Source organism: Streptomyces sp. ICBB 8177, assembly GCF_003144095.1.
In the GTDB taxonomy this organism is placed as follows: Bacteria; Actinomycetota; Actinomycetes; order Streptomycetales; family Streptomycetaceae; genus Streptantibioticus_D.
The window spans coordinates 463,203-488,641 of the sequence record NZ_NSKH01000023.1 but is presented as its reverse complement, the minus strand read 5'-3'; the positions used below and the strand labels follow the sequence as shown (position 1 = coordinate 488,641).

The window sequence follows — 25,439 nt, the reverse complement described above, 5'->3', positions numbered from 1 at the left end:
ACGACGCGATCCGACGAGCGACGCGCTCCACGAACGACGCGATCCGACGAAACGAGAGGACGAAAGTGCGGAACACCATCACCCGTGAGGCCTCGCCGGGCGCGCCGCCCGAGCCCGCCTTCCGCTTCCACCACGTGGGCGTGCAGACGTCCGACCTGGACAACTCGCTCGGCTGGTACCGGGAGTTCTTCGGCGCCGAGCAGAACTGGTCGCTGGAGAAGTTCTCCGACCTCACCCTCAGCCGCCTCCCCGGCATCACCCGCCTCGTCGAACTCGCCGCCGGCGACCTGCGCTTCCACGTCTTCGAGCGCCCCGACGACGCCGGCGCCGCGCGCACGCCCGTCGCCGAGGTGCCGCAGTTCCAGCACCTGTGCCTGGCCACCAGGTCCCGTGCGGAGATAGAGGAGTGGCGCGAGCGCTGGAGGCGGCTGTACGAGTCGGGCCGCTACACGTTCGTGCGCGACGAGGGCCCGACGGACGTCGTGGAGGACGAGGACGGCGTGCTGAGCCTCTACGTCCTGGACGTCAACGGCCTGGAGTACGAGTTCACCTACCTTCCGGAAGGTGTGGAATGAACACCCGCACCGGTGCCCTCCTCACCGAACTGCCGGACCACGAGCGCTGGGACTTCGGCGACTTCCCCTACGGTCTCGAACCCCTCACCCTGCCGGAGCCCGGCAGCCTCCGGGCGGACTCCGGCGCGATCCCGGCCGAGTTCGGGCCCACCTGCCGCCACATCGCGTCCATCGCCGCCGGCGGCGGACCCGCGGAGCCGGTCCAGCCCGCCGACTCCTCGGACCGCGTCTACTGGTTCCGCTGGATAACGGGCCATCAGGTCACCTTCATCATCTGGCAGTTGCTCTCCCGTGAGTTGGCCGACCTGCCCGAGGAGGGTCCGGCGCGGGACGCCGCGCTGGCCGCCATGACGCGGTACGTGCGCGGCTACTGCGCGATGCTGCTCTACACCGGCTCGATGCCGCGCGCCGTGTACCACGACGTCATCCGGCCCAGCATGTTCCTCCAGCACCCCGGGTTCAGCGGCACCTGGGCACCCGACCACCGCCCGGTGCAGTCGCTGTTCCGGGGCAGGAAGCTGGACTGCGTGCGCGAGTGCGCCGAGCTGGCCGCCGCCGTGCGCGTCTACCAGGTCATCCACTCCGGTATCGCCGCGCGGATGGTGCCCAGTGGCCGCAGCCTCCTCCAGGAGGCCTCGGTGCCCAGCGGGGTGCAGCACCCGGACGTGCTCGGCGTGGTCTACGACAACTACTTCATGACGCTGCGCTCGCGCCCCTCGTCCCGGGACGTCGTGGCACAACTGCTGCGGCGCCTGACCGCGATCGCCCTGGACGTCAAGGACAACGCGCTCTATCCGGACGGCCGGGAGGCCGAAGGCGAACTGCCGGAGGAGCTGCTGCGTCCAGAAGTGGCCGCCCACGAGCGCGAGTTCCTCGCCATCGTCTCGGACGTGGCGCGGGAGGCGACGCGTTCCGCGCCCGTGCGGGCGGGCGGGTGACCATGCGCCACGGGATCGTCATCCTGCCCGAGGAGCGGTGGCGGGACGCGGCGCGCCGGTGGAGCCTGGCGGAGGAGTACGGCTTCGACCACGCCTGGACGTACGACCACCTGATGTGGCGGTGGCTGCGCGAGGAGACGTGGTTCGGCTGCGTGCCGACGCTGACCGCCGCCGCGACGGTCACCTCGCGCGTCATGCTGGGCACCCTGGTCGCCACTCCCGGGTTCCGCCACCCGGTGACGCTGGCGAAGGACCTGATGGCGCTGGACGACGTCTCCGGCGGCCGGATCGTGTGCGGCATGGGATCGGGCGCCGGCGGCTACGACGAACTGGCGCTCGGTGGCCCGCGGTTGACGCCGGGCGAGCGGGTCGGCCGCTTCGCGGAGTTCCTGGAGCTCACCGACCTGCTGCTGCGGCAGCCGGAGACCACCTACCACGGCCGCCACTACACCGCCGAGGCCGTGCACATGCGGCCGGGATGCGCGCGGAGGCCCAGGATGCCGCTGGCGGTGGCGGCCACGGGTCCGCGTTCCATGCGGCTCGCGGCGCGGTTCGCCGACACCTGGATCACGGCGGGGCCGCCCGGGCGCTTCGACGCGGCGCGCTACGACCGCGTGCTGCCCGACCTCGGGAAGCAGGTGGACGCGGTGGAGAAGGCGTGCGCCGCGACCGGCCGCGATCCGGCGACCCTGGACCGGCTGCTGGTGACCGGCGCCGCGGTCGGCGGCGTACTGGATTCCGTCGAGGCGTTCCGGGACGCCACCGGGCGGTTCGCGGAGCTGGGCTTCACGGACGTGGTGGTGCACTGGCCACGCCCGTCGTTCCCGTACGAGGGGCGGCCTGAGGTGCTGGAGGAGATCGCGCGGGAGGTGCTGCTGCCCGACCGCGCCGCGGCCCAGGCGGCCGCCACGCGGAAGGGCGAAGCCGGGGAGGCGTTCACCGTGGGAGGGCCGGATGTCTGACGTCGAGATCGTGAGCATGTTCGCCGACGGACAGCCCGGCTCCGGCGGGCTCCTGGGTGTCGTACCGGACGCATCGCATCTGACGCCCGATCAGATGCAGGCCCTCGCCCGGGAGACCGGCACGTTGGAGACGGTGTTCGTCCTGCCGCCCACCGATCCCTCGGCCGACTACCGCGTCCGTGTGTTCACACCGGAGGCGGAGTCCCCCTTCGGCGGCCACCCGAGTCTCGGTACCGCGGTCACACTGGCCCGCCTCGGTGTGATCGCGCCCGGGCCCGTGGTCCAGCAGTGCGGGGCCAGGCTGCTCCCCCTCACCGTGGACGCGCGGCACGGCACCATCAGCGCCCGCGACCCCCTGAGGACCTCCGCCGTCGATCCGGCTCCCCTGCTGGCCGGGGCCGGGCTTCCCCGGTCGGCACTGGCCGTCGACAGTGCGGGCGAGGCGGGCCGGGCGGGCTTCGGCCCCCACTTCCACTTCCTTCCGGTGCGCCCCGAGGCCCTGGGCGAGGCCTCACCCCACCCTGACGTGCTGCTCGGCGCGGGCTTCAAGGACGTCTTCCTGCTGCACTGGGATGCGGACCGACTCCGGGCGGACGCCAGGATGTTCGCGCCCGGTTACGGCATCCCCGAGGACCCCGCCTGCTCCTCCGCGGCGCTCGCCCTGGGCCTGTGGCTGCTGCACAACGGGCTGCTCCCGGCGCAGCCCGCGACGCACCGGTTCCAGGTGAGGCAGGGCGTGGGGACGGCCCGCCGATCACTGCTGACCTGCACGCTCACCACGTACGACGGCGGCGACCCCACGGCCACGGTCTCCGGCGAGGTCGTCCCCGAGCCCGACGCGGCGCTCTCCCGCTGACCCGCGGCCGGGGCTCCGCCCGCGGCCGTTGCCCCGTTGCCCCGTTGCCCCGTTGCCCCGAGGAAAGGAACACCATGCTCAGCCGACCCGAACTGCGCGGCACCCGAGGGGCCGTCGCCGCCACCCACTGGCTCGCCGCGGCGGCCGGTATGGACATGCTGTCGCAGGGGGGCAACGCCTTCGACGCGGCCGTCGCCGCCGCCTTCGTCACCCAGGTCGTCGAACCCCACCTCAACGGCCCGGCCGGGGACGTGCCGATCCTGGCCTACGACGCCCGTACCGCCCGTGTGGACGTGGTCTGCGGGCAGGGGCCGATGCCACGGGCGGCCACCGTCGAGGCCTTCCGCGACCGCGGGCTCGACGCGATACCGGGCTCCGGCCTGCTGGCCGCCTGCGTGCCCGGCGCGTTCGGGGCGTGGATGCGGCTGCTGCGGGACCACGGGCGGATGACACCGGCGCAGGTGCTGGCGCCGGCCATCGGCTATGCCGAGAAGGGCTACCCGGTCCTGCCGAAGGCCGCCGAGATGATCGACGTGCTGGCGCCGTTGTTCCGTGAGGAGTGGACCGAGTCCGGCCGCACCTACCTGCGGGACGGCAGGGCGCCGGCGGCCGGGGCGCGCCTGGACAACCCCGACCTGGCCAGGACCTTCCGGCTGCTGGTCGAGGAGTCCGAGGCGGCCGGCGGTGACCGTGAGCGGCGGATCGACGCGGCGGTGACCGCCTTCCACGAGGGCTTCGTGGCCGAGGCGATCGACAAGTTCGTCACCGGCACCCCGATGCTGGACGCCACCGGGCACCACAACGCGGGCCTGCTGACCGGTGAGGACCTGGCGTCCTGGCGGGCGACGGTGGAGCGCCCGGTGGTGGGCGAGTACCGCGGCCACACGGTGCACAAGTGCGGCCCGTGGTCGCAGGGCCCGGTCTTCCTCCAGCAACTCGTCCTGCTGGAAGGGTTCGAGCTGTCCGGCATGCGGCCGGGCGGTGCCGACCACCTGCACACGGTGGTGGAGTGCGCGAAGCTGGCGTTCGCCGACCGCGAGGCGTGGTACGGCGACCCGGACCACACCGACGTGCCGTTGGAGACGCTGCTGAGCGCCGGGTACGCGGACCGGCGGCGGGCGCTCGTGGGCGACCGGGCGGCGATGGAGCTGCGGCCCGGGTCGCCGCACGGCCGGGTGCCGGTGATGCCTGACGTGTCCGAGCCGGACACGGGCGAAGGCCCGGAGTGGATGCGGCAGTTGGGCGACGGCATCCCGGCGATCGTGCGGCTCACCCAGGCCAAGGGCGACACCTGCTGCGTCAGCGCCACGGACAGCGAGGGCAACATGGTGGTCGCCACGCCCAGCGGCGGCTGGCTCAAGAGTTCCCCGGTCGTGCCGGGACTGGGCTTCCCGCTGGGCACCCGGGGCCAGATGGCGAACCTCTTCCCCGGCCACCCCAACGCCGTCGCGCCCGGCAAGCGCCCGCGCACCACCTTGTCCCCCACCCTCGTGCTGCGCGACGGCGAGCCGTACATGGCGTTCGGCACGCCCGGCGGCGACCAGCAGGACCAGTGGACGCTCAACTTCTTCCTGCGCCACGTGGACTTCGGGGCGGGTGCGCAGGAGGCGGTGGAGGCGCCGGCGTTCCACACCGACGCGGTGCCCTCGTCCTTCACCCCGCACGTCGCCATCCCCGGCAGCGTCGTCGTGGAGAAGGGCTGCCCCGACGAGGTCGTGGACGAGCTGCGCCGTCGCGGCCACGTCGTGCGGATCGCCCCGGAGCGCTCGCTGGGGAAGGTCTGCGCCACCGGCAGGACCGGCGACGGCCTGGTCTTCGGCGCCGCGAGTCCGCGCGGCGAACAGGCGTACGCGGTGGCTCGCTGAACCGCCGGATGTTAACTTGGTTTCCAAGAGGAAACCATAGTGTTCGCGGGCCGGGCGGACGGCCGTCCTCGGCGGGAGGAACGATTTCATGGCGGGCCAGCGCAAGCGCAGCTCCGAAGACTGCATCATTATCCGGGGCGCCCGGGAGAACAATCTCAAGAACGTCTCGCTCAGCATCCCCAAAGGAGAGCTGACCGTCTTCACCGGCGTGTCCGGTTCCGGGAAGTCCTCCGTCGTCTTCGGGACCGTCGCGGTCGAGTCGCAGCGCCAGCTCAACGAGACGTACAGCTGGTTCATCCGCAACCGCCTGCCGAAGTACGAGCGCCCGGACGCGGCCGTGATCAAGAACCTCTCCACCGCGATCGTGGTGGACCAGCGCCCCATCGGCGGCAACTCGCGCTCCACGGTCGGCACGATGACCGAGGTCAACCCGGCCCTGCGCGTGCTCTTCTCCCGCCACGGCCGGCCGTCGGCCGGTGAGTCGAGCGCCTACTCGTTCAACGACCCGCACGGGATGTGCCCGGAGTGCGAGGGGCTCGGCCGGGTCGCGCGGCTCGACCTCGGGCGGCTGCTGGACGAGGACAGGTCGCTCAACGAGGGCGCGATCCGCTCGCCGCTGTTCGCCGTGGGAGGCTTCCAGTGGAAGCTGTACGCGCAGTCCGGACTGTTCGACCCGGACAAGCCGCTGCGGGAATTCAGCAAGAAGGACCGGGAACTCCTGCTGTACGGCGAGGGATTCAAGGTGGAGCGCCCGGGAAAGAAACTCACGTACTCCAACGAGTACGAGGGAATCGTCGTCCGTTTCAACCGCCGCTATCTCAAGAACGGCCTGGAAAGGCTCAAGGACAAGGAGCGCCGCCAGGTCGAGGAGGTGGTCAGCGCCGGGGTCTGCGACGTGTGCGGCGGCGCCCGCCTCAACGAGGCGGCCCGCGAGTCGAGGATCAACGGCAAGAACATCGCCGACTTCACCGCGATGGAGATCGGGGACCTCGTCCCGGAGTTGGAGGCCATCGACGCGCCGTCCGCCAAGCCCGTGGTGGACGCGGCGCTGTCGGTGCTGCGGCGCATCGAGTCGGTGGGACTCGGCTACCTGAGCCTCGCCCGGGAGACCTCGACGCTCTCCGGCGGTGAGGGCCAGCGCCTGAAGATCGTCCGCCACCTGGGCAGCAGCCTCACGGACCTGACGTACATCTTCGACGAGCCCAGCGTCGGCCTGCACCCTCGTGACGTGCACCGGCTCAACGAGCTCCTGCTCGCGCTGCGGGACAAGGGCAACACCGTGCTGGTCGTGGAGCACTCCCGCGACGTGATCGCCATCGCCGACCACGTGGTCGACATGGGGCCGGGCGCCGGTACGCACGGCGGCGAGGTGGTCTTCGAGGGCACGGCGGAGCAGCTGCGCGAGGCGGACACCGTCACCGGGCGCCGGCTGAGCCGCGAGACCGGCCTCAAGGAGCGGGTGCGCACGCCGCGCGGCAAGCTCACCACGCGGCGCACCAGCCTGCACAACCTCAAGGACCTTTCGGTCGACATCCCGCAGGGCGTGCTGACCGTGGTGACCGGTGTCGCCGGCTCCGGCAAGAGCTCGTTCGTGCACGGCGCGCTGATCCCGCAGTTCCCCGAGGCCATCGTGATCGACCAGGGCGCGATCGGCTCCTCCGCCCGCTCGACGCCCGCGACGTACGTCAACATCATGGACACCGTGCGGAAGCTGTTCGCCAAGGCCACGCACAGCGAACCGGGCATGTTCAGCTTCAACTCGGCGGGCGCCTGCCCCGCTTGCCAGGGCCGCGGCGAGATCCAGACGGACCTGGCCTACATGGAGCCGGTGACCACGACCTGCGAGCGGTGCTCGGGGCGGCGCTACCGCGACGAGGTGCTGGACCTGCGCTTCCACGGCAGGAACATCGTGGAGACGCTCGCCCTCACCGTCGAGGAGGCCCTGGAGTTCTTCACGGAGGAGTCCGTGGTCCGCCGGCTCACCACGCTCAGCGACGTCGGCCTGTCCTACATCACGCTCGGCCAGCCGCTGTCCACGCTGTCGGGCGGTGAGTTGCAGCGCATCAAACTCGCCGACCGGCTGGACGAGTCGTCGGGGCTGTTCGTCTTCGACGAGCCCACCACCGGCCTGCACATGGCCGACGTCGACCGGCTGGTCGACCTGATCGACACCATCGTGGACAAGGGCAACACGGTCGTGGTGATCGAGCACGACCTCGACGTCGTCAAGCGGGCCGACTGGGTCATCGACATCGGCCCGAGCGCGGGGCGCGACGGCGGCCGCCTGATGTTCGAGGGCACCCCGCGCCAACTCACCCACGCGAAGGACTCGTTCACCGCCACCTACCTCAAGAAGGACCTCGCCCGAGCGGGCAGGTGAAACGCCGGGGGCTCCCCCCGCGCCCGCACGGCTCACGCTCCGCGACAGCTCACGTTCCGAAAGGACAGGACGGGAATGCCCCAAGGCACGCTCAAGCCGCGTCTGGCCGACGACAGGATGCGGTTCGGACTGATGTGGCTCAGCTCCCCCACCCCCACCACCACGTCGAAGGAGGTGGCGGACCTCAACCCCGACCCGTTCGACGTGGACGCGCAGATGGACCTGGCGCGCCGCGTCGAGGACGCCGGGTTCGACTACGTCTTCTTCGCCGACGGCTACATACCCCACGGCGAGAACAGCTGGCGCATCGGCCACGCCGAACCCCACATGTCCGCGCCGGTCTTCGCGCCGGTCGTCATGGCCGCCACCCGGCACATCGGCGTGGTCACCACCTTCCACACCCGCTACTTCCCACCGGCGGTCATCGCGCGCCTCGGCGCCAACCTCGACGTGCTCAGCGGCGGCCGCTGGGGCTGGAACATCGTGCCCGGCTGGAAGCCCGACGAGTTGTCGCTGCTGGGCATCACCGTGCCCGACAGCAGCCACGAGACCCGCTACGCCACCACGGCCGAGGCGGTGGAGGCGGTCAAGCGGCTGTGGGCAGCCCGGGGCGGACAGGTGGACTTCGAGGGCGAGTTCTTCCGCCTGCACGGCAAGATGATCAGTCCGCACCCGGTCCAGGACCCACCGTGCCTGTTCAACGCGGGCGTCTCACCGGTGGCACAGGAGCTGATCGCGGACACCTGCGACTTCGCGTTCACCCCGCTGCCGGACGACTACGCCAAGATGCGCGCCATGGTGGAAAGCCTGGCCGAACGCACGGAACGGCACGGCCGCTCGCCGCTGGAGGTCAACATGGCCGGGGCCACCGGGATCATCCTGGGCCGGTCCGACCGCGAGGCGCAGGAGAAGTACGACTGGGTGCGCGAGTCCCTGGACATGGACTGCGCGCGCGACATCGCCACCGAGCTGATGGGCGGCAGCGAGACCTACAAGGCCAACTACGAGGGCGAGTTCGACGACGTCGCCCGGACCCTGGGCATCGCCTGCGGCAGCAAGGTGCTGGTGGGGTCGCCGTCCACGGTGGCGGAGCAGATCCTCGACATGCACCGCGAGACCGGCATCCGCGGTTTCATGTTCCTGCCGTCGCTGTACGCGGCGCAGGACATCGAGCTGATCGGCCAGGTCTTCCCCTACCTGGAGAAGGCGGACGTCTGGACGCCGCCGGCGGAACGCGGCTGGAGCTGGTAGGGCGCGCGTCGTGGCGTGTGCTCAGGCGGGCGGTGGGTCCGCGGCTGCGTCGCCGGGCCGCGGACCCACCGCTTCGGCGCGGGGACGCCCCGGTGGCAGGCGGGCGTCCGTCTGCTCACAGATCGCGGACCGGGAACGGCTGAGGGGCGGCGTTCAGGGCGTTCGCGACCTTGCCGCACAGTTCGACGAAAGCGGCCTGCTCCTCCGCCGACAGGGCGCCTTCGACGACCTTGGCGTTTTCCCGGCGCCCCCGGGCCGCGCGGGCCAGGAACTCGTGCCCGCGCATCGTGATCGAGGTGGTCTGCTCGCGTTTGTCCGCGCTCTGGGCGGACTGTTCCACGAGTTCCTGGTCTTTCAGAATGCGCAGGGCCTTCGACATGGTCTGCCGGGAGACGCCGAGGGACTCGCTGAGCACCGAGGGGGTCATCGGCCCGCGCAGCCGCAGCAGTTCCAGGACGTCGTACTGCTGCCAGGTCACGCGCTCGGGTGTGGCGCGCGTCCTGCGGGCGACCAGCGAACACGTCAGGTAGGCCAGGGCGTCCTCGATCTCGGTCCGCAGACCGGCCCGCTTGACGGACGACTCGCCGCTGGTTGTCATTCGTCTCACTCCTGGTCTGCTCGATATCACGGAACGGTGAATCGCAAGAAATATATCACGATTTACGGTCCGGACTGAACGGAAGCAGCGTTCCACAGGAAACCGTCACCCCGGGTACAACTCAGGGGAATTCCTTCCGCATTGCCCACGCCACTTCGGCACCGGCCAGATCTTGACGTAATTAAGGCGTCCATGCAATGTGGTTTCCGCAGGGAAATCATTGCTGCCCGTTTCCGGGGCGGCGGCGCGGAACCGAACGAGGAGACCGACCATGCGTGAGCCCACTCAGACCGAGGTGCGCCGCGCCCTCGACCAAGGGCTCGACGGACTCAGGCCGCCCGGCAGGGTCGTCGTGGTGGGCGCGGGCCTGGCCGGCCTCGGCACCGCCTACGAACTGACCCGCCTCGGCTGCGACGTCACGGTGCTCGAAGCCTCCACCCGGGCCGGCGGGCGCGCGTACACCGTGCGCGAGCCGTTCGCCGACGGCCTGTACGCGGAAGCCGGCGCCATGACGGTGACGCCGCACTGCCACTACGTGACGCACTACCTGAAGGAACTCGGTGTGGGCCTGGAGCCCTCCGACCTGCTCGACGCGGACTTCTCCTACTTCCTCGGCTCCCGCTTCGTCCGCCCCGACGTCGCCGACCTCGCGGACAGCGGGCTGCCGTTGAGCGGCGAGGAGAAGGGCCTGGACGTCGGCATGATGATGGAGCGCTACGTCCGCTCGCTGTGCCGCGAGCTCCAGCCCGACCTGGGCACGCCCGAGTGGGAGGTCACCGACCGGCTCGCGCCGTTCGACGACCGCTCGGTCATAGAGGTCCTCAAGGAGCGCGGCGCCTCGGACGCGGCCATCACGCTGCTGGAGCCGATGTTCCTGGAGATGCGCGGCGGCGACCTGGACACCGCGTCCGCGCTGTCGTGGCTGCGGCACGAGTCGGGCCCGCGCTCGCTCACCCTGGCCGACGCCCGCTGGGCCAAGATCCGGGGCGGCACCGACCGCTTCCCCGCCGCGTTCGCCGACCGCCTGCGCGACCGCATCCACTACGCCAAGCCCGTCGTGCGCGTCACCCAGGACGGCACGGCGGCCCGGGTGACGTTCGTCGACTCGGGCGGCTTCCACACGCTGGAGGCCGACCGGGTGGTGCTGGCCGTGCCGTTCAGCGCGATGCGGCGCATCGACCTGTCGAACGCGGGCCTGTCACCGGCCAAGCACGCGGCGATCCGCCGCCTGCGGTACGTGTCGATAGTGCGCGTCTACCTCCAGATGCGCCGGCGCTTTTGGACCTCGCCGCGCGCGAGCGTCTCGACGGACCTGCCGATCCGCTGGGTGCGCGACGCGACGCCCCAACTGCCGGGCCCGCGTGCCGTTCTGGAATGCCTGATGTCGGGCTGGCGGGCGAAGGCGGTCACGGCGATGCCGCCGGACGAGCGGGTGCGCTTCACCCTGGAGCAGGTGGAGCGGATCTTCCCCGGCGCCAAGGACCACTTCGAGGTGGGCACGTCGGTGGCGTGGGACCGCGAGCCGTACATCGAGGGCGCGTACATCCTGCCGGAGGTGGGACACACCGCGCTCATGCCCGACATGAGGCGGCCGGAGGGACGCGTGCACTTCGCCGGCGAACACACCGCGTTCGAGCCGAACGGCGGCTCCATGACGTACGCCCTGGAGTCCGCGGTCCGCGCGGTGCTCGAACTCGGCTCGTCGCAGGCCTGACGATGCGTGCTCACGCGTTACTCGCCCTCGCCTTCCTGCGCCGGCGCGGTGGCCGCGCCGGCGGGTCCCGGGCCGCGGCGATCCCGCCGCGCACCCGGGTCCCGTCGTCACCCGGGCAGTCCGCGTCCGACGCGGTCTTCTGGCTGGCCCTCGACGACGCGTGGCAGCGCCGCAGGGGGATGTGAGGCGTCCTTCAGCGGGGCCCGCCGGTCCAGCCAGGACAGCACGGGTGTCGTCATCAGCGTCGTCACCAGTGCCACCAGGACGAGGGCTGCGAACAACTGCCGGTCGACGATGCCCGCCTGGAGCCCCGCGTTGAGGGCGATCAACTGCATCAGGCCGCGCGCGTTCATCAGCGCGCCCAGGCGCAGGGCGAGCGCGGGCGGTTCGCCGCGCAGTCTGGCCGCCGCCCAGCAGCCGCCGAACTTGCCCAGGACCGCCGCCGCCAGCGCCGCCGCCGCGAACGCCAGCAGCGCCGGGTCGCCCAGCAGCCCGAAGCGGGTGTTGAGGCCGGAGTAGGCGAAGAACATCGGCAGGAACACCACCCTCGGCACGTGGGAGACGGTGCTCACCGTGCGTTCCGCGACCGGCCCTCGTGGCATCACGACGCCGACGCAGAACGCGCCGAACACGGCGTACAGGCCGATCTCGTCGGTGAACCAGGCGGCGGCGAACACCGTGACGACGACCAGCAGCAGCCTGCCCTCGTCGGTCAGCGACGGGTACGCCATCGCCCGCGCCAGCCCCCGCCGCACCACGGTGAACAGGACCACGCCGAACAGCGCGCCTCCGCCGACCGCCTCGGCCACCGGCCAGACCCTGCCGGTCGCGGCGCTCAGCACGGCCGCCAGCAGGCACCACGCCACCACGTCGTCGAGCGCCCCGCCGGCCAGCGCCAGCGCCCCGTACCGGGTGCCGGACAGGCCGCGTTCCGTGATGATCCGGGCGAGCATCGGGAACGCGGTGATGGCGAGGGCGACGCCCACGAACGCGGCGCTCACGCCGAGCGGGACGCCGGGCACGAAGACCGGCGCGTGCCCGCGGGCCAGCACGGTCACGCCGACGCCCAGCGCCAGCGGCAGCGTGATCCCGACCGCGGACACGGCCGCCGCGGTGCCCGCCATCCGCTCGCCGAGCCGCCCGGCGAACTCGTGTCCCGCCTGGAACATGAACGCGACGAGGCCGATCTGCCCGGCGACGTAGAGCAGCGGCAGCAGGGCGGTGGGGAACACGGCGTGCTCCGCGCGGGGGGCCAGCGCCCCGAGGACCGAGGGCCCGAGCAGCACGCCCGCGATCATCTCGCCCACCACGGGCGGCTGTCCGGCGCGCGAGAGCGCCCACGCGACGAGGCGGCAGGCCAGCAGGACGACGATCGCGGCGCCGAGGAAGGCCGGCGCGAGAGAGGTGGCGCTCACCGGCCGCCCTCCCCCGCGACCGGGCAGCGGGCGGCGCCGCCGCCCCCTTGTGTCCCTGAGGTGGGCTCCGCGGCCGGCTCGAAGTAGCTCCCGCACAGCCGCTGCCTGCGGGCGTCCGCCACCATCCAGCTTCCGTAGGCGAGTTGGGCCAGACTGCGCGTGACGTCCTCCCAGCGGTCGCGCGCTCTCATCGCCGCGAGCCGAACCGCCCTACCTCGGCGCCTGGTTGGGTTCTCGCGCGGGACGAGCAGGCAGGGCCCCCGGTTGGGCATCGAGCGGTCGTGGCGCGCGGAGGAGACCGGCTCGAACCGCTTGAGCACCTCCTCGACCGCCGTGCGCAGCGTCAACGGCGCGATGCCACGGGCCGGGCAGGGCCGGTTGGCTGCCACCCCGAACGGGATGTGGCGCAGGTCCGAGGGCCGGGGCCGCGCCCACCGGTCGGGATCGAAGCGGTCGGCGTCCGGAACGCCGCCGCGATGGTAGCGGGCGTAGTCGAAGAGCAGCACGGACCCGGCGGGCAGCTTCGTGGCGGGCGTCGCGTCCTGCGGGTCGTCCGCGTCGAGGGTGATGGCGTCGGTGGTGATCCGGTGCGCGACGCCGAACAGCGGGTAGTAGCGCAGCGTCTCCTCGATCACGTGGTCCAGATAGGCGCTGTCCACCGGTTCGCGGCGCAGGCGTTCGCGGACCTGGGGGCGGGTGGCGATGGCGAGCAGGACGTGTGCGGTTGCCTCCGACATCTGGACGACGGCGGTGTTGAAGAACGTCCCTTGCAGGTAGCAGGCGCTCTCGTGGTCGGACAGGCCCTCGGGCAGTTCGAACGGGACGTCCCCGGCGCGAACGCGGCCGAGCAGGTAGCGGGTGAGCCGGTCGCGGCGGTCCATGTGCCGTACTCCGGTGCACTTGAGCGCGCTGACGACGTCGTCGGCGTTTCCCACGATGAGGTCGCGCACGTCGTCGGGGCACGGTTCGCGGAAGACCACCTCGTGGTGGACGGCCACCCACAACGGCATCACGAGGTCCCGCAGCCGCACCGCGCGCGTGCCGCCGCCGGTGAGCGGTTCGAGCACGTCGCGGGCGCGGTGGCGCACGATCCGCTCCCACTCCTGACGGCGGACGGCGGTCAGGACCCGGCGGGTGGTGCGGGCCACCGCGTCGTAGCGCGGCCCGGGTTCGAGGTGTTCCTGGTGGACCTCGGGCCCGGGCGCCAGCCAGTACCAGAACAGGTCAGACAGCGCGGCGCCCCGGCTGCGCCCGTTGGCCGCGGGGTGCGCGTAGAGGCGTTCGAACGCTTCCGCGCCCACTTCGGGTCCCGGCACCGGCACGCCTTCCTCGCCGTTGACCCGGGCGAAGATCCGCACGCGCAGACGCACGACGGCCGGGGGCAGCCAGTACGGCAGGGAGCCGAGGATGACGACAGCGGCGGCGGCGCGGGCGGCCCGCGCGGCGGCGCTCACCGCGGTCCCGCCCAGTGCGTGGCGGGCCGGACCGACGCGGGGCTCAGGTCGGCGATTCCGGTGGCGCCGCACAGTGCCAGGGTGTGGTCGAGTTCGCGGCGCAGGATGTCCAGTACCCGCGCCACCCCGCCCTCGCCGCCGGCCGCCAGTCCCCACACCACCGGCCGCCCGATGCCGACGGCGGTGGCGCCCAGTGCCAGCGCCTTGACGACATCGGTACCGCGCCGCACTCCGCCGTCCAGCAGCAGCGGGACGCGGCCGGCGACGGCCGCGGCGACCTCGGGCAGCAGGTCGATCGTAGCGGGCACGGTGTCGAGTTGGCGCCCGCCGTGGTTGGACAGCAGCAGCCCGTCCGCACCGCGGTCGAGCGCGATCCTCGCGTCGTCCGGGTGCAGCACGCCCTTGAGCAGCAGCGGCAGGGACGTCGAGGCGCGCAGCCGGTCGAAGTCGCCCCAGTCCAGCGTCGGCGACATGGCGATCTGGCGTACGTGGCCCGGCTCGCCGTCGAGCAGGTCGCGCAGGTTCTCGCAGGCCAGTCCCTCGGGCAGGTCGTGGAAACCGTTGCGGGCGTTGCGGGTGTGGGCGCCGAGGACGGGTGAGTCGACGGTGACGACCAGCGCCGCGCACCCCGCCTCGGTGGCGCGGCGCACCAGGGCCTCGGTGACACCGGGCGCGGGTTGCAGGTAGAGCTGGAACCACACGGCCGGGTCGCGGTCGGGCGCGGCGGCCCGCGCGGCCTCGACGACGTCGGCGACCGCCACGGTGCTCGCCATGCCGGTGATCATCACGACTCCGGCCCGCGCGGCCGCCCGCGCGGTCGCCACTTCGCCCTCCTTGTGGAACAGGCGGTGGAACGCGGTGGGCGACAACACCACCGGCAGGCTCGCCCGCCGGCCGAACAGCGTGATGCCCGTCTCGCGTCGCTCGGCGCCGCGCAGCACCCTCGGCAGCAGCGCGATCCGTGCGAACGCGGCCTCGTTGGCCCGCAGGCTCACCTCGTCGTCCGCGCCCCCGGCCACGTAGTCGTAGTGCACCGGGTCGAGCACGCCACGCGCCACGCTTTCGAACTCCCTTAGGTTCAAGGGGGCTTCAGGCACGCTCTCGGACACCGCGGAGGCGTCGAGCGGTGCGCGCGTGGTCACCGTGCCTCCCGGACGTCCGCCGGGTCGCCGCCGCTGACCGCGGGGGCGCTGCCGCCGTCCACCGGGACGCCGGCGCCGGACAGCGCGCGGGCGAAGAAGTCGGTGAGCGGGCGGACGTGGGCGTCCGGCCGGTCCCACTCGTTCTCCAGGTTCTCCGCCATGTGGTGTTCGCCCGCCGCGACGCCCGCGCGGTAGTGGCGGATGACCGGGTGCAGGTACGCGGCGTCGTGGGCCGAACCGGCCTCGTCCTGCGGAACGCGGCGCACGGAGATGTCGAACGGGTCGATCCTGTCGTGGTCCGGGCCGTACTCCAGGGTGACCAGGAACAGGTCCTCGTCCCTGCCGAAGGCCGCGTTGTCGTGCGCGTAGGCCACCGGGACCTCTTCGTAGTGGCGCGCCGCGCCGTCGCCGACGACGAAGGCGTCGCCGAGTTCGCCGAACATCTGCCACAGCGCCGAGGTGCGGTTGACCCGGGCCACGACGGCCGCCGCGAGTCCCTCGGGGGTGGCGGGCACGGTGTGCGACGGCCAGGGGACGCCCTCCCTGCGCTGTTCCAGGACGCGGTGCAGCGCTCGGACCGCGTAGCGGAAGCCGTGGATGAAGCCGCCGGTGGACCGTTTGAAGTCGCGCTGCTGCATCACGGTCCCGGCGAAGTAGAGCCCGGGGACGTCAACGGACTCGTAGGCGGGCGTCAGTTGGGCGAAGCGGTCCTTGATCACCAGTTTGGGACGGCACTCTTCGGCGAACACCGAGGCGTCGAAGCGGAAACCGGTGCACACCAGCACGCGGTCGTACCGCAGTTCCTTGACCACGTCGTCGGCGCGGGCGAAGGAGAACCGCACGCGGTAGCCGTCGCCGTCGCCGGCGATGTCGAGCACGTCGCCGTCGAGGATCGCGTTCTGCGACTTCAGCTGATAGGTGTCGAGGAAGTTGTTGTTGACCGCCCGCAGATGGCCCACGAAGTGGGTCTGCCAGGCGAGCCGCAGCGAGTGGGGGCCCGCCACGTGGATGACGGCGGCGTGCGCGACGAGGTTGTCGGCGGTCTCCAGCGCGGAGTTGCCCTTGCCCAGGATCAGCACCCGCTGGTCGGTGAACCCCTCGGGGTCGACCGGCATCGTGGCGTACTGCTCGGCCGTCTCGATGCCGGGGATCGCCGGAATGTAGGGGCGGCTGACGCCGGTCGCCATCACCAGGCAGGAGGCTCGGTAGGTGCCGCCCTCGGAGTCGGTGGCGGTGAACGTCCCCTGGGCGTCCCTCGTCACCCGTTCGACACGGGTGCGGTAGCGCACCGCCAGGTCGTGTTCCTTCGCCACGTCGCCGAGGTAGCGCACCATGTCGTCGGCGGCGGGGAAGTAGCGGTCGGTGTAGCGGGTGAAGGTGGGTCCCTCGTCGCCGACGAGCACCGAGTTCCAGTCCATGCGCAGGTTGAACTCGGGGTCGTCGCTGCCGGTGTGCGGCTTGTTGACCGATATCAGGGTGCGGTGCCGGGGGAAGGTGCGGAAGAACGTGCCGGGCGCGTCGCCGGCTTCGAGGATCAGGTGGTCGCGTCCCGCCTCCTTCAGGTGCAGTCCCATCTGCACCCCGGCGGGTCCCGCGCCGATCACGAGGTAGTCGTGGGTCACGTCGGATACGTCGGTCACGTCGGTCTCCGTCCACACGAACGATCTGGGAAGAGCGCTGCACGGTGAAGACTGGTCGCCGGATCTCAGAACGTTCTCAGAAGTGGTCGGAAAGCGTCACCACGGCAGGCTTACGTCTGTACGAGGGCCGTCATGACACGACGCGGTGTCCGGGGGCGCGGCGGCCGATCCTGAGACGGACGGGTGCGGGCCGCAGGGCGGGCAGGGTGATGGTGAACGTCGCGCCGCCACCGGGCACGCCGTCCGCGGTGATGGTGCCGTGGTGGGCCGCCACGACCTCACGGGCCAGCGCGAGCCCGAGGCCGTAGCCGTGGCTCCCGCCCTGACCGTGGTCGCCGCGGGCGAATCGCTCGAAGAGCCGTCGCGCCGCCTCCGGTGGGAACCCGGTGCCGGTGTCGCGTACCGACAGCCGTACCGAGGCGTGGCCGTGCTCCGCGACGGCGACGACGACGCGCCCGCCCGGCGGGGTGTGGCGCAGGGCGTTGTCCAGCAGGGCCGTCAGCGTCCGGCGCAACGCGCACTCGGCGCCGGCGACCAGATGCGGGCCCGGGCCGATCGCCACGTCGAGCGACACCGCGCCCTGGGCCGCCCTGGCGTCCTCCTCGGCCACGGCCTGCGTGGCGAGTTCGGCGAGGTCCACCGTGCTGGGGCCGCCGGACTGCGCCGCGACGCGGGCGGAGCGCAGGATGTCGTCGATGACGGCGCCGAGTTGCCGGGTGCCCTGCGCCAACCGCGCCGCCTCCGCCGCGAGTTGGTCGGCCGCCTCGTCGCGCTTCGCGGTGCGGGCGAGCAGCTGGGCACGGGTGTGCAACCGGGTGAGTGGGGCCCGCAGTTCGTGGCTGGCGTCGGTGACGAAGCGGCGTTGCCTGCGCAGGGTCTCGCCGAGCGGTGCCATGGCGCGGTGGGCCAGCGCGGCTCCGGCGACCACGGAGGCGGCGGCGCCCAGCAGTTCGGCGACCCCCAGGGCCATCAGCAGGCAGTCGCGGTCCTCGGCCTGGAACCGCTCGTCGTACACCGCCTGCACGATCGCCCCGCCGCGGCGCTCGGTCAGCACGCGGTAGCGCGTTCCGTCGTGGGCGACGGTGACGGTGACGGGCGTGCCTGTCGTGGCGACCCGGTCGACGGCGGAACGCCACGGGAATCCGGGCGGGGTCCCGGGGGACGCGGCGGTCCGGCCGTCGCGTTCGACGACGAGCCAGGCGCAGCCGGGCGGGTTCGCCACCGAGCCGCGCTGGATGGCGTACCGCAGATCGCGTTCCTCCGCGGCGTGCTGCGTGGCCAGCATGGCGGCGTAGACAACGATGCCGATGAAAGCCATGACGACGGTCAGCACGACGGCGATGCGGATGCTGAAGGCGCGGCGGGCGGCCGCGAGCGCCACGCGTTCGGGATCGGGGCGGTCCTGCTCGCGCCGGCCGCGCGCCGTGATCACACCGAACCGATCCGGTAGCCGAGGCCGTGCACGGTGCGGATCACTCCGCGGCCCAGTTTGCGGCGCAGGTAGTACACGTAGGTGTCGACGATGGAGTCGGCCGTGGCCTCGGCGAAGACGCTGGCGCGCAGCCGGGCGCGGGGGAAGACGGTGCGCGGTGCGGCGGCCAGGGTCCGCAGCAGGTCGAACTCCCTCCCCGACAACGCCACCGGCCCTCCGCGCGGCAGCAGCACCTCGCGGCGCCGCAGGTCGATGGCCGCCTCGCCGAGCGGCAGCGCCTCCGCCTGGTCCAGGTCGCGGCGGAGCAACGCCCGCATCCTGGCGAGCAGTTCGCCGATGTCGAACGGCTTGACCAGGTAGTCGTCGGCACCGCTGTCCAGCCCGAGCACGCGGTCGGCCGGTTCACCGAAGGCGGTCAGCAGCAGCACCCGCGCGGTGACCCCCGCCCGCCGCAGCCGCGCCACCAGGTCCACGCCGTCGATCCCCGGCAACCCCCGGTCCACGACCAGCAGTTGGTGGCCGCGGCCGAGGCCGAGGTGGAGCCCTCGCTGGCCGTCGTGCGCCACGTCGACCACGTACCCCTCGTCGGCCAGGAGCGCGGACAGCATCCCGGCCGTCTCGCGATCGTCCTCGACCAGTAAGACCCGGACGTCATCCGCCATCGACCGCACTCCCTCGAATGCCGCGCAACGGCGTCATCATGCCACCCGATCCGCCCACGCGGAGGCTGGTCGGCGGACGGACGAACCCCCACGCGAACGCCGGCCGGCCGCTCTGCGGCGCGCGGGCGGGGTCAGCGCCACCCGCGCGGCCTCCGCGACGTGGTCAGCCGCCGACCCCCCGCTCCGGTAGCGCGCAGCCCTCCGGTCCGCAGGTGTCGGCTTGGGGGGTGGTGATGGGGGTGAGCGGGGTGCGGTCGGTCCAGGCCTGGTGCAGGGCCTGGGTGAAGACCTCGGTGGGCTGGGCGCCCGAGACGCCGTACCTGCGGTCGAGGACGAAGAACGGGACGCCGTTCGCGCCCAGTTCGGCCGCCTCGCGTTCGTCGGCCCGTACCTGCTCGGCGTACCGGGCCGGGTCCGCGAGGACTTCGCGTGCCTCCGCCTCGTCCAGGCCCGCCGCGACGGCCAGTTCCACGAGGCGATCGTCGTCCGCGAAGACGGAGCGCGGGTCGGCGAAGTTGGCCCGGTACAGCAATGCGAGCAGTTCCTCCTGCGTCCCGCGGTCCCGGGCCAGGTGCAGCAGGCGGTGCATGTCGAAGGTGTTGCCGTGGTCGCGGCCCTCGGTGAGGTAGTCCAGGCCCTCGCCCGCGGCCTGCGCGCCGAGGTCGCGTTCACCGGCCCGCGCCTGCTCCTCGGTCATCCCGTACTTCCTGGTGAGCATCGTCAGCACGGCGACGGTGTCGCCCTTGGCCCGGCCGGGATCGAGTTCGAAGGAGCGGTGCACGACCTCGACCTCGCCGCGGTGCGGGAAGGCTTCGAGCGCCTTGTCGAAGCGCGCCTTGCCCACGTAGCACCAGGGGCAGGCGATGTCGCTCCAGATCTCGACGCGCATGGGTGGGACTCTCCAGTTCAGCGGTTGCGGGGGGCGCCAGGATCAACACCTGCCGGACCGCTCCTATTCCCCGTCTGCCTGCCAAGGCCCTGGTCAGCGGGGAGGGCGGCAGCCGTGGAGGCGGTAGTGGCCGCCGGGCCCGCTCACAGTCTGCGGGCCGCTCTGAACCCCTGGGCGTAGAAGCTGTTCCCGTCGATCACCGACGGCCCGGCGACGTCGCCCATCGTCGGGCCGTTGGCGACGATCCGGCTGGAGTAGAAGCGCCCGTGCCCGGCGTCGTCCCTGCCCAGGTAGAGGCCGCAGTGGTCGACGAAGGAGGGGTGGCCGGAGTCGATGGCGAAGAAGACGAGGTCGCCGGGTTGCAGCATCCCGGCGTCGGCGGGCGGACCGGAGGTGGCCCGGGTGAGCAACGCGCCGGGCCCGTAGGCCGCGATCGCGAAGGCCCGCCGGGGCAGGCCGGGACCGGGGCCGTTGGTCCCGTGCAGAGGGAATCCCATCCGGTAGCCCCACACCAGGCGCATGAAGCCCGAGCAGTCGACGTCGCCGTACCGCGAGCGGTCCGGCTTGGCGGAACTTCCGGGGAACGTCCACGGGATGCCGAGGTAGTCGTAGAAGTCGGAGCCCTCCTGGCGGGCGTGCGCGGAGTCGCCAGGCTGCCCGGGGGTGCGGGGCCCGTACGACGCGGCCCCCGCGTACCGCAGGCCCGAGGAGTCGTGCCGGTCGGGCGCGCCGTGTGCGTACTGGAACGCCACGGCGAGCACGTCGGGACCGCGGTCGGTGAGCGCCTGGGGGAACCAGCGGGCGAACCACGCCGCGTCCGCGCTCTCCCGCGCCCAGGGTGCGGGCATCAGCCGCACCCACATGCCGTGGCGGACGGTGGCGGTGGTGGTGCGGGGTTCGCTGAAGGTCCTGGCGGGCCCGGTCATCAGGGCGGTGCGCGCGCCGTCCGTCAGCACCGCGAGTGTTCTGCCGCGCGCGTCACGGACCACCGTGCGGTCCGGCCCGGTCAGGCGTTGGAAGCGGTAGAGGCGGGAGAGGGGCGGCGGGCCGTCGTGCCCCTTCCGGTCGCCACCGCCCGGTTCCAGCAGGCACCCACCGGCCACGGCTGCGGCCGCGGCTCCCCCGGCGACGGTCAGGACGGCCCGGCGGCTCGGACGCCCGCGGGGTGCGTCGGGGTTCGAAGGTGTCGGCATGACTCGGTCTCTCCATCGGTGTGCGCTCGGTGGACGGTACGGGTCCAGCCCGTCGGCGTCGCGCCCAGCAGCAGGCCGGCGGTCAGGACCACGTACGTGCCAAGGGTGACAGCCGTGGTGGCGGCGGCGGTTGCCGCCATCGGCCGACGCGCCAACTGGTGGGCCACCAGGCCGGATACCCCGAAACCGAGCGTCTGCGTCGTGTGGAGCAGCGGGAACTCGTGCTGGAGCGCGAGGGTTCCGCGGACGGCGGTGGGGTCAGGCGTGCGGGGTGCCGAGGGCGAGGATCGCCAGGTCGTCGTGGCCGTCGCCGGGGCCCGCGGCGACCAGCGCCTCGCACAGGCCTTCCAGGTCCCGCGCCCCGGCACCCGCCGCCGCGTCGGCGACCAGGCGCAGGCCCTCCTCGATGGACCGCCCCGGGTGTTCCACCAGGCCGTCGGTGAAGATCGCGACGGTCGATCCGGCGGCCAGCGGCAGGACGTGGTCCCTGCGGGCGATCGCGGCGTCGACGCCGAGGGGCAGGTCGGCCGGGGCCTGCGGGTAGCAGGCCGCGCCGTCGGGCGACAGCAGCAACGGCGGCGGATGGCCCGCGTTGCTCCAGTGCATCAGCCAGTTGCCGTCGGGGGACGGTTCGAGGCGGGCCAGGCACACGGTGGCCATGACGGCGGGCTCGACGGCGTGCAGGGTGCTGTCGAGCCGGGCGAGGACGGTCGCGGGCGAGGCGGAGCCGTCGTGGACGAGGGCCCGCAGCATGTTGCGGACCTGGGCCATGGTGGCGGCGGCGTCCAGGTCGTGGCCGACGACGTCCCCGACGACCAGCACGCGCGAGCCGTCGGGCAGCGTCATCGCGTCGTACCAGTCGCCGCCCAGCAGGGACGGCGAGGCGGCCGGCCGGTAGACGGCGGCGCACCGGAACGGCGACATGTCGGGCAGGCTGGGCAGCAGCAACCGCTGGAACCGCTCGGCACCGGCGCGCAGCCGCCCGTACAGTCGCGCGTTCTCGATGGCGATGCCCGCCGCGCCGGCCAGCGCGGTCAGCACGGCCTCGTCGTCGGCGTCGAAGGGTTTCCCGCCCACCTTGTCGGTCAGGTACAGATTGCCGTAGACGGTGCCGCGCACCGCGATGGCCACGCCCAGCAGGGTGCGCATCGGCGGGTGGCCGGGCGGGAAGCCGACCGCACCGGGGTGCTCGGGGATGCAGTCGGCGCGCAGCGGCCGCGGATCGCGGATGAGGCGCCCCAGCAGGCCGCGTCCACGGGGCAGTTCCACGCCGTCGAGGCAGGCGATCTCCTCGTCGTCGAGGCCCGCGGTGATGAACTCGGCCAGCTCCTCGCCGGTGTCGTCCAGCACGCCCAGCGCCCCGTAGTGCGCGCCGACCAGCGTCATCGCGGTACTGACGATGCGGCGCAGCACCACGGGCAGCTCCAGCTCGCGGCTGATCGACAGGACGGCGTCGAGCAGGCCGTGGATGCCCGGCTGCCCGTCCGCCGTACCGTCCGGGCCGTCGTACCGGTCCTGGTGGCCGTCCTGATTCATGATCCGCTGCTGACCTCTGCCGCTCGGGGCGCTCGTCCTGAGGGCACACCGCACGCCGCACCAGGTCAGGCCCGCCTGCCGTGTCCGAGACCGTTTCAGCCGGTGCTCGCGACCGAGGATATCGACTCGAAGCCCCAGGAACCGGCAGTACGGTCATATGAGCCGGCCTTACCGCAGGTCACAGGCGTGCGCCCGGACAACGCGCCGTGCGCGTCGCGGTCCGAGCCCTCACCGCGATCGCGCCGCACGTCACGGTGGCCCGGTCGCGGCGCGCGTCAGGGGGCGAACGCGCCGACGCACTCCGGATGCCCCCAGGACGTGCCGACCCGGGTGATCGTGTCCCCCTTGCCGTAGGGGCGGGAGCAGGGGCAGGTGCCGGGGAAGCGCGCCGCGAGCGTACGGGTACCTCCCGAGGCGGAGCCCTTGCGGGCGGAGCCGGCCTTCTTCCCCGAGCCGCCCTCCTGCGAGGCGCGCGCACGGGGCGGGACGGCGCGGACCGGGTCGGGCACCGGCAGGTCGGCCGCGGTTCCCCCGGCGGACTCCTGCGTGCGGGCGGCGTCGCTGGCGGCCTTGTCCGCGATCGCGTTCAGCGGGTCGCCGTCGGCCTGGTGGGCGCGCACGTAGGTGAAGGTGACGTCGCGGCCCTGGAGGAGTTCGTCGATGGCCTGGATCAGCTCGCGGTTCGCCACCGGCTTGCCCGCGGCGGTCTTCCAGCCGTTGCGCTTCCATCCGGCGAGCCACTTGGTCGCGCAGTCGCGGGTGTACGTGCTGTCGAGCCGGACCTCCAGCGGTACGGCCGGGTCCGTGGCGGCCAGCACCTCCCGCAGGGCGGTCAGTTCGCCGACGTTGTTGGTGCTGTGCCCGAGGGCACCGGCCTGCCACCGCTGCGGCACGCCCGCGGCGTCCGCGACCACGTAGGCCCAGGCCGCGGGCCCCGGGTTGCCCTTCGCGGCTCCGTCGCAGGCCGCAATCGTTCGCTCGGTCATGGCCTCGATCATGCCAGCAGTGGGAGACCGGCAAGCCGCCGCCGGGCGGACCCACCGGATCCCAAGGGCCCTGTCCTGTTTCCGACATTGTCATGTTCACACGCTGTCGTGGCGCCGCCCCGGCCCTAGCGTGTCGCCACCCGATCACGGGCTCCCCCCACGGTTTCGAAGGGGCATCATGAAGTCGATACCCAGACTGCCGGGCCGGTCCGGCCCCGCACTGCTGGCAGCCATCGGTACGGTGTTCGCCCTCGCGGCGGCGGGAAGCGTGCCGGCCGCCGCCTCCTCCCCCGCGTCCGGTGCCGGCTCGTACACCCACGCCTGCGCCGACGCCGGGCCAGGGCACGCGCGGTGCTGGGCCGAGGGCGTGCCCGGCGCCGACGGCCGCGCGGGGGCCCGCCCCGCGGCGCCCTCCGGTCTCGGGCCGTCCGACATCCGGTCCGCGTACGACCTGCCGAGCGGCGGATCCGGCGCCACCGTCGCTATCGTGGACGCCTACGACGACCCGAACGCCGCCGGCGACCTGGCCACGTACCGCAGCCAGTACGGTCTTCCCGCCTGCACCACCGCGAGCGGCTGCTTCACCAAGGTCGACCAGACCGGCGGCTCCACCCCGCCGCAGGCCGACTCCGGCTGGAGCGAGGAGATCACCCTCGACCTCGACGCGGTCTCCGCGGCGTGCCCGTCCTGCCACATCCTGCTCGTCGAGGCCAACGACAACAACGACGACAACCTCTACGCGGCCGACGACGAGGCGGTGAAGCTGGGCGCGAAGTTCGTCTCCAACTCCTGGAGCGACAGCGAGAGTTCGGGTGAGACGTCGAGCGACTCGCACTTCGACGTGCCCGGTGTGCTGTTCGCGTTCGCCACCGGCGACAGCGGCTACAGCATGGGGACCCAGTACCCCGCCTCCTCGCGCTACACCCTCGCGGTGGGCGGCACCTCCCTCAGCAGGGGCGGCAGCGGCAGCCGGGGCTGGACGGAGTCGGCGTGGAGCGGCGCCGGGTCGGGCTGCTCGGCGTACGAGCGGCAACCGAGCTGGCAGAGCGGTGTGGTGAGCGGTTGCGGCTCCTCCGCCAAGGGCACCGCGGACGTCTCCGCCGACGCCGACCCCGATACCGGCATCGCCATCTACGACACCTACAGCGCGCCCGGCTGGCAGCAGTACGGCGGCACGAGCCTGGCCACCCCTCTGATCACGGCGATGTACGCGCTGGCCGGAACCCCCGGCGCCAGCGACGATCCGGCCTCGTACCCGTACGCCCACCGCGGCGCGCTCAACGACGTGACGTCCGGGAGCAACGGCAGCTGCGGCACGGCGCTGTGCGACGCCGGTACCGGCTGGGACGGCCCGACCGGCCTGGGCACGCCGGAGGGCGTGAGCGCCTTCACCCCGGGCGGCGACACGTCGGGCGTCACCGTGGCCGACCCCGGTGACCAGAACGGCACCGTCGGCACGGCGGTCACCCCGGTGCGCGACACCGCCACCGGCGGCACGGCGCCGTACACCTGGTCGGCGAGCGGGCTGCCGGCCGGGTTGTCCATCGACGCCTCCAGCGGCACGATCAGCGGCACCCCGACCGCGGCCGGCACCTCCCAGGTGACGGTGACCGCCAAGGACAGCACCGGCGCGGCCGGTTCGACGACGTTCACCTGGACCGTCACCTCCGGCGGCGGCAGCGCCACGGTGACCGTCGGCAACCCCGGCGACCAGGTGTGGATCACCGGCTACGCGATCAACTCCCTGCGGATCAAGGCCACCGACAGCGCGAACCTCCCGTTGACCTACAGCGCGACCGGGCTGCCGTCCGGACTGCGGATCAGCACGAGCGGCATCATCAGCGGCACCCCGACCAGGGCCGGCGACTACACCGTCAAGGTCACGGCCACCGACTCGGGCGGGGCGAGCGGGTCCACGACGTTCACCTGGTCCGTCCTCGCCTGACGCCAT

General features: G+C 72.7%; 20 protein-coding genes. 9 read left to right on the top strand and 11 right to left on the bottom strand.

Translation table 11 applies throughout. The annotated features are described in order from the left end of the window. The first annotated feature begins 65 nt into the window (after positions 1 to 65). From CK485_RS22630 to CK485_RS22600, 7 genes are all read left to right on the top strand, one after another. Positions 66 to 575, top strand: a complete 510-nt coding sequence (locus CK485_RS22630) for a VOC family protein (protein ID WP_241968535.1) — start codon at positions 66 to 68, stop codon at positions 573 to 575. After that, positions 572 to 1,513, top strand: coding sequence for a hypothetical protein (locus tag CK485_RS22625; protein ID WP_109453699.1), 942 nt, complete (start codon positions 572 to 574; stop codon positions 1,511 to 1,513). Before CK485_RS22630 ends, CK485_RS22625 begins: the two co-directional genes overlap by 4 nt. A gap of 2 nt (positions 1,514 to 1,515) precedes the next feature. Next, a complete protein-coding gene (locus CK485_RS22620; RefSeq protein ID WP_109454345.1) occupies positions 1,516 to 2,475 on the top strand; it encodes an LLM class flavin-dependent oxidoreductase in 960 nt (319 codons plus the stop codon). Beyond that, positions 2,468 to 3,331 (top strand): PhzF family phenazine biosynthesis protein, encoded by an 864-nt coding sequence (locus CK485_RS22615; protein ID WP_109453698.1) that lies wholly within the window; start codon positions 2,468 to 2,470, stop codon positions 3,329 to 3,331. Before CK485_RS22620 ends, CK485_RS22615 begins: the two co-directional genes overlap by 8 nt. A 74-nt stretch (positions 3,332 to 3,405) precedes the next feature. Beyond that, the gene (locus CK485_RS22610) at positions 3,406 to 5,196 is read left to right on the top strand and encodes a gamma-glutamyltransferase (RefSeq protein WP_109453697.1); all 1,791 of its coding nucleotides are present in this window, start codon (positions 3,406 to 3,408) and stop codon (positions 5,194 to 5,196) included. Between the two features lie 88 nt (positions 5,197 to 5,284). Beyond that, complete coding sequence (locus tag CK485_RS22605; RefSeq protein WP_109453696.1) at positions 5,285 to 7,576, top strand: excinuclease ABC subunit UvrA; 2,292 nt, start codon at positions 5,285 to 5,287, stop codon at positions 7,574 to 7,576. A 75-nt stretch (positions 7,577 to 7,651) separates the two neighbouring features. Beyond that, entirely contained in the window at positions 7,652 to 8,827 is a 1,176-nt protein-coding gene (locus CK485_RS22600; protein ID WP_109453695.1) for an LLM class flavin-dependent oxidoreductase, read from the top strand. Positions 8,828 to 8,942: 115 nt separating this feature from the next. Here the strand turns inward: CK485_RS22600 and CK485_RS22595 are convergent, their stop codons facing one another. Beyond that, positions 8,943 to 9,425: a MarR family transcriptional regulator gene (locus tag CK485_RS22595; protein WP_199239480.1), complete on the bottom strand. Its 483-nt coding sequence runs from the start codon at positions 9,423 to 9,425 to the stop codon at positions 8,943 to 8,945. Between the two features lie 271 nt (positions 9,426 to 9,696). Between CK485_RS22595 and CK485_RS22590 the strand changes: the two genes are divergently transcribed. After that, positions 9,697 to 11,139, top strand: a complete 1,443-nt coding sequence (locus tag CK485_RS22590) for an NAD(P)/FAD-dependent oxidoreductase (RefSeq protein ID WP_109453694.1) — start codon at positions 9,697 to 9,699, stop codon at positions 11,137 to 11,139. Between the two features lie 107 nt (positions 11,140 to 11,246). Here CK485_RS22590 and CK485_RS22585 read toward each other — a convergent pair whose 3' ends face one another. The 10 genes from CK485_RS22585 to CK485_RS22535 form a co-directional block, all read right to left on the bottom strand. Beyond that, positions 11,247 to 12,554 carry a cation:proton antiporter gene (locus tag CK485_RS22585; protein ID WP_109453693.1) on the bottom strand — a complete coding sequence of 436 codons (1,308 nt, stop codon included), beginning with the start codon at positions 12,552 to 12,554 and terminating at the stop codon, positions 11,247 to 11,249. Then, positions 12,551 to 14,008, bottom strand: coding sequence for a cytochrome P450 (locus tag CK485_RS22580; protein WP_199239479.1), 1,458 nt, complete (start codon positions 14,006 to 14,008; stop codon positions 12,551 to 12,553). Before CK485_RS22580 ends, CK485_RS22585 begins: the two co-directional genes overlap by 4 nt. Beyond that, positions 14,005 to 15,066, bottom strand: a complete 1,062-nt coding sequence (locus tag CK485_RS22575) for an alpha-hydroxy acid oxidase (RefSeq protein ID WP_241968534.1) — start codon at positions 15,064 to 15,066, stop codon at positions 14,005 to 14,007. The genes CK485_RS22580 and CK485_RS22575 overlap by 4 nt, the downstream gene beginning before the upstream one ends. Before the next feature lie 80 nt (positions 15,067 to 15,146). Next, a complete protein-coding gene (locus CK485_RS22570) occupies positions 15,147 to 16,772 on the bottom strand; it encodes an NAD(P)-binding domain-containing protein (RefSeq protein WP_109454341.1) in 1,626 nt (541 codons plus the stop codon). A gap of 148 nt (positions 16,773 to 16,920) precedes the next feature. Then, positions 16,921 to 18,222: a HAMP domain-containing sensor histidine kinase gene (locus tag CK485_RS22565; RefSeq protein ID WP_241968533.1), complete on the bottom strand. Its 1,302-nt coding sequence runs from the start codon at positions 18,220 to 18,222 to the stop codon at positions 16,921 to 16,923. Beyond that, on the bottom strand, positions 18,219 to 18,884 hold the full coding sequence (locus CK485_RS22560) for a response regulator transcription factor (protein WP_109453692.1): 666 nt from the start codon (positions 18,882 to 18,884) through the stop codon (positions 18,219 to 18,221). Before CK485_RS22560 ends, CK485_RS22565 begins: the two co-directional genes overlap by 4 nt. Positions 18,885 to 19,047: 163 nt before the next feature. Next, positions 19,048 to 19,773 (bottom strand): DsbA family oxidoreductase, encoded by a 726-nt coding sequence (locus CK485_RS22555; protein ID WP_109453691.1) that lies wholly within the window; start codon positions 19,771 to 19,773, stop codon positions 19,048 to 19,050. Between the two features lie 143 nt (positions 19,774 to 19,916). Beyond that, entirely contained in the window at positions 19,917 to 20,966 is a 1,050-nt protein-coding gene (locus tag CK485_RS22550) for an NlpC/P60 family protein (RefSeq protein ID WP_109453690.1), read from the bottom strand. A gap of 258 nt (positions 20,967 to 21,224) precedes the next feature. Beyond that, positions 21,225 to 22,502 (bottom strand): GAF domain-containing SpoIIE family protein phosphatase, encoded by a 1,278-nt coding sequence (locus CK485_RS22540; protein WP_109453689.1) that lies wholly within the window; start codon positions 22,500 to 22,502, stop codon positions 21,225 to 21,227. A gap of 275 nt (positions 22,503 to 22,777) precedes the next feature. After that, positions 22,778 to 23,488, bottom strand: coding sequence for a ribonuclease H (locus CK485_RS22535; protein WP_109454339.1), 711 nt, complete (start codon positions 23,486 to 23,488; stop codon positions 22,778 to 22,780). 178 nt (positions 23,489 to 23,666) lie between these two features. Between CK485_RS22535 and CK485_RS22530 the strand changes: the two genes are divergently transcribed. Beyond that, the gene (locus CK485_RS22530) at positions 23,667 to 25,433 is read left to right on the top strand and encodes a putative Ig domain-containing protein (protein ID WP_109453688.1); all 1,767 of its coding nucleotides are present in this window, start codon (positions 23,667 to 23,669) and stop codon (positions 25,431 to 25,433) included. The last annotated feature ends 6 nt before the right edge of the window (positions 25,434 to 25,439 follow it).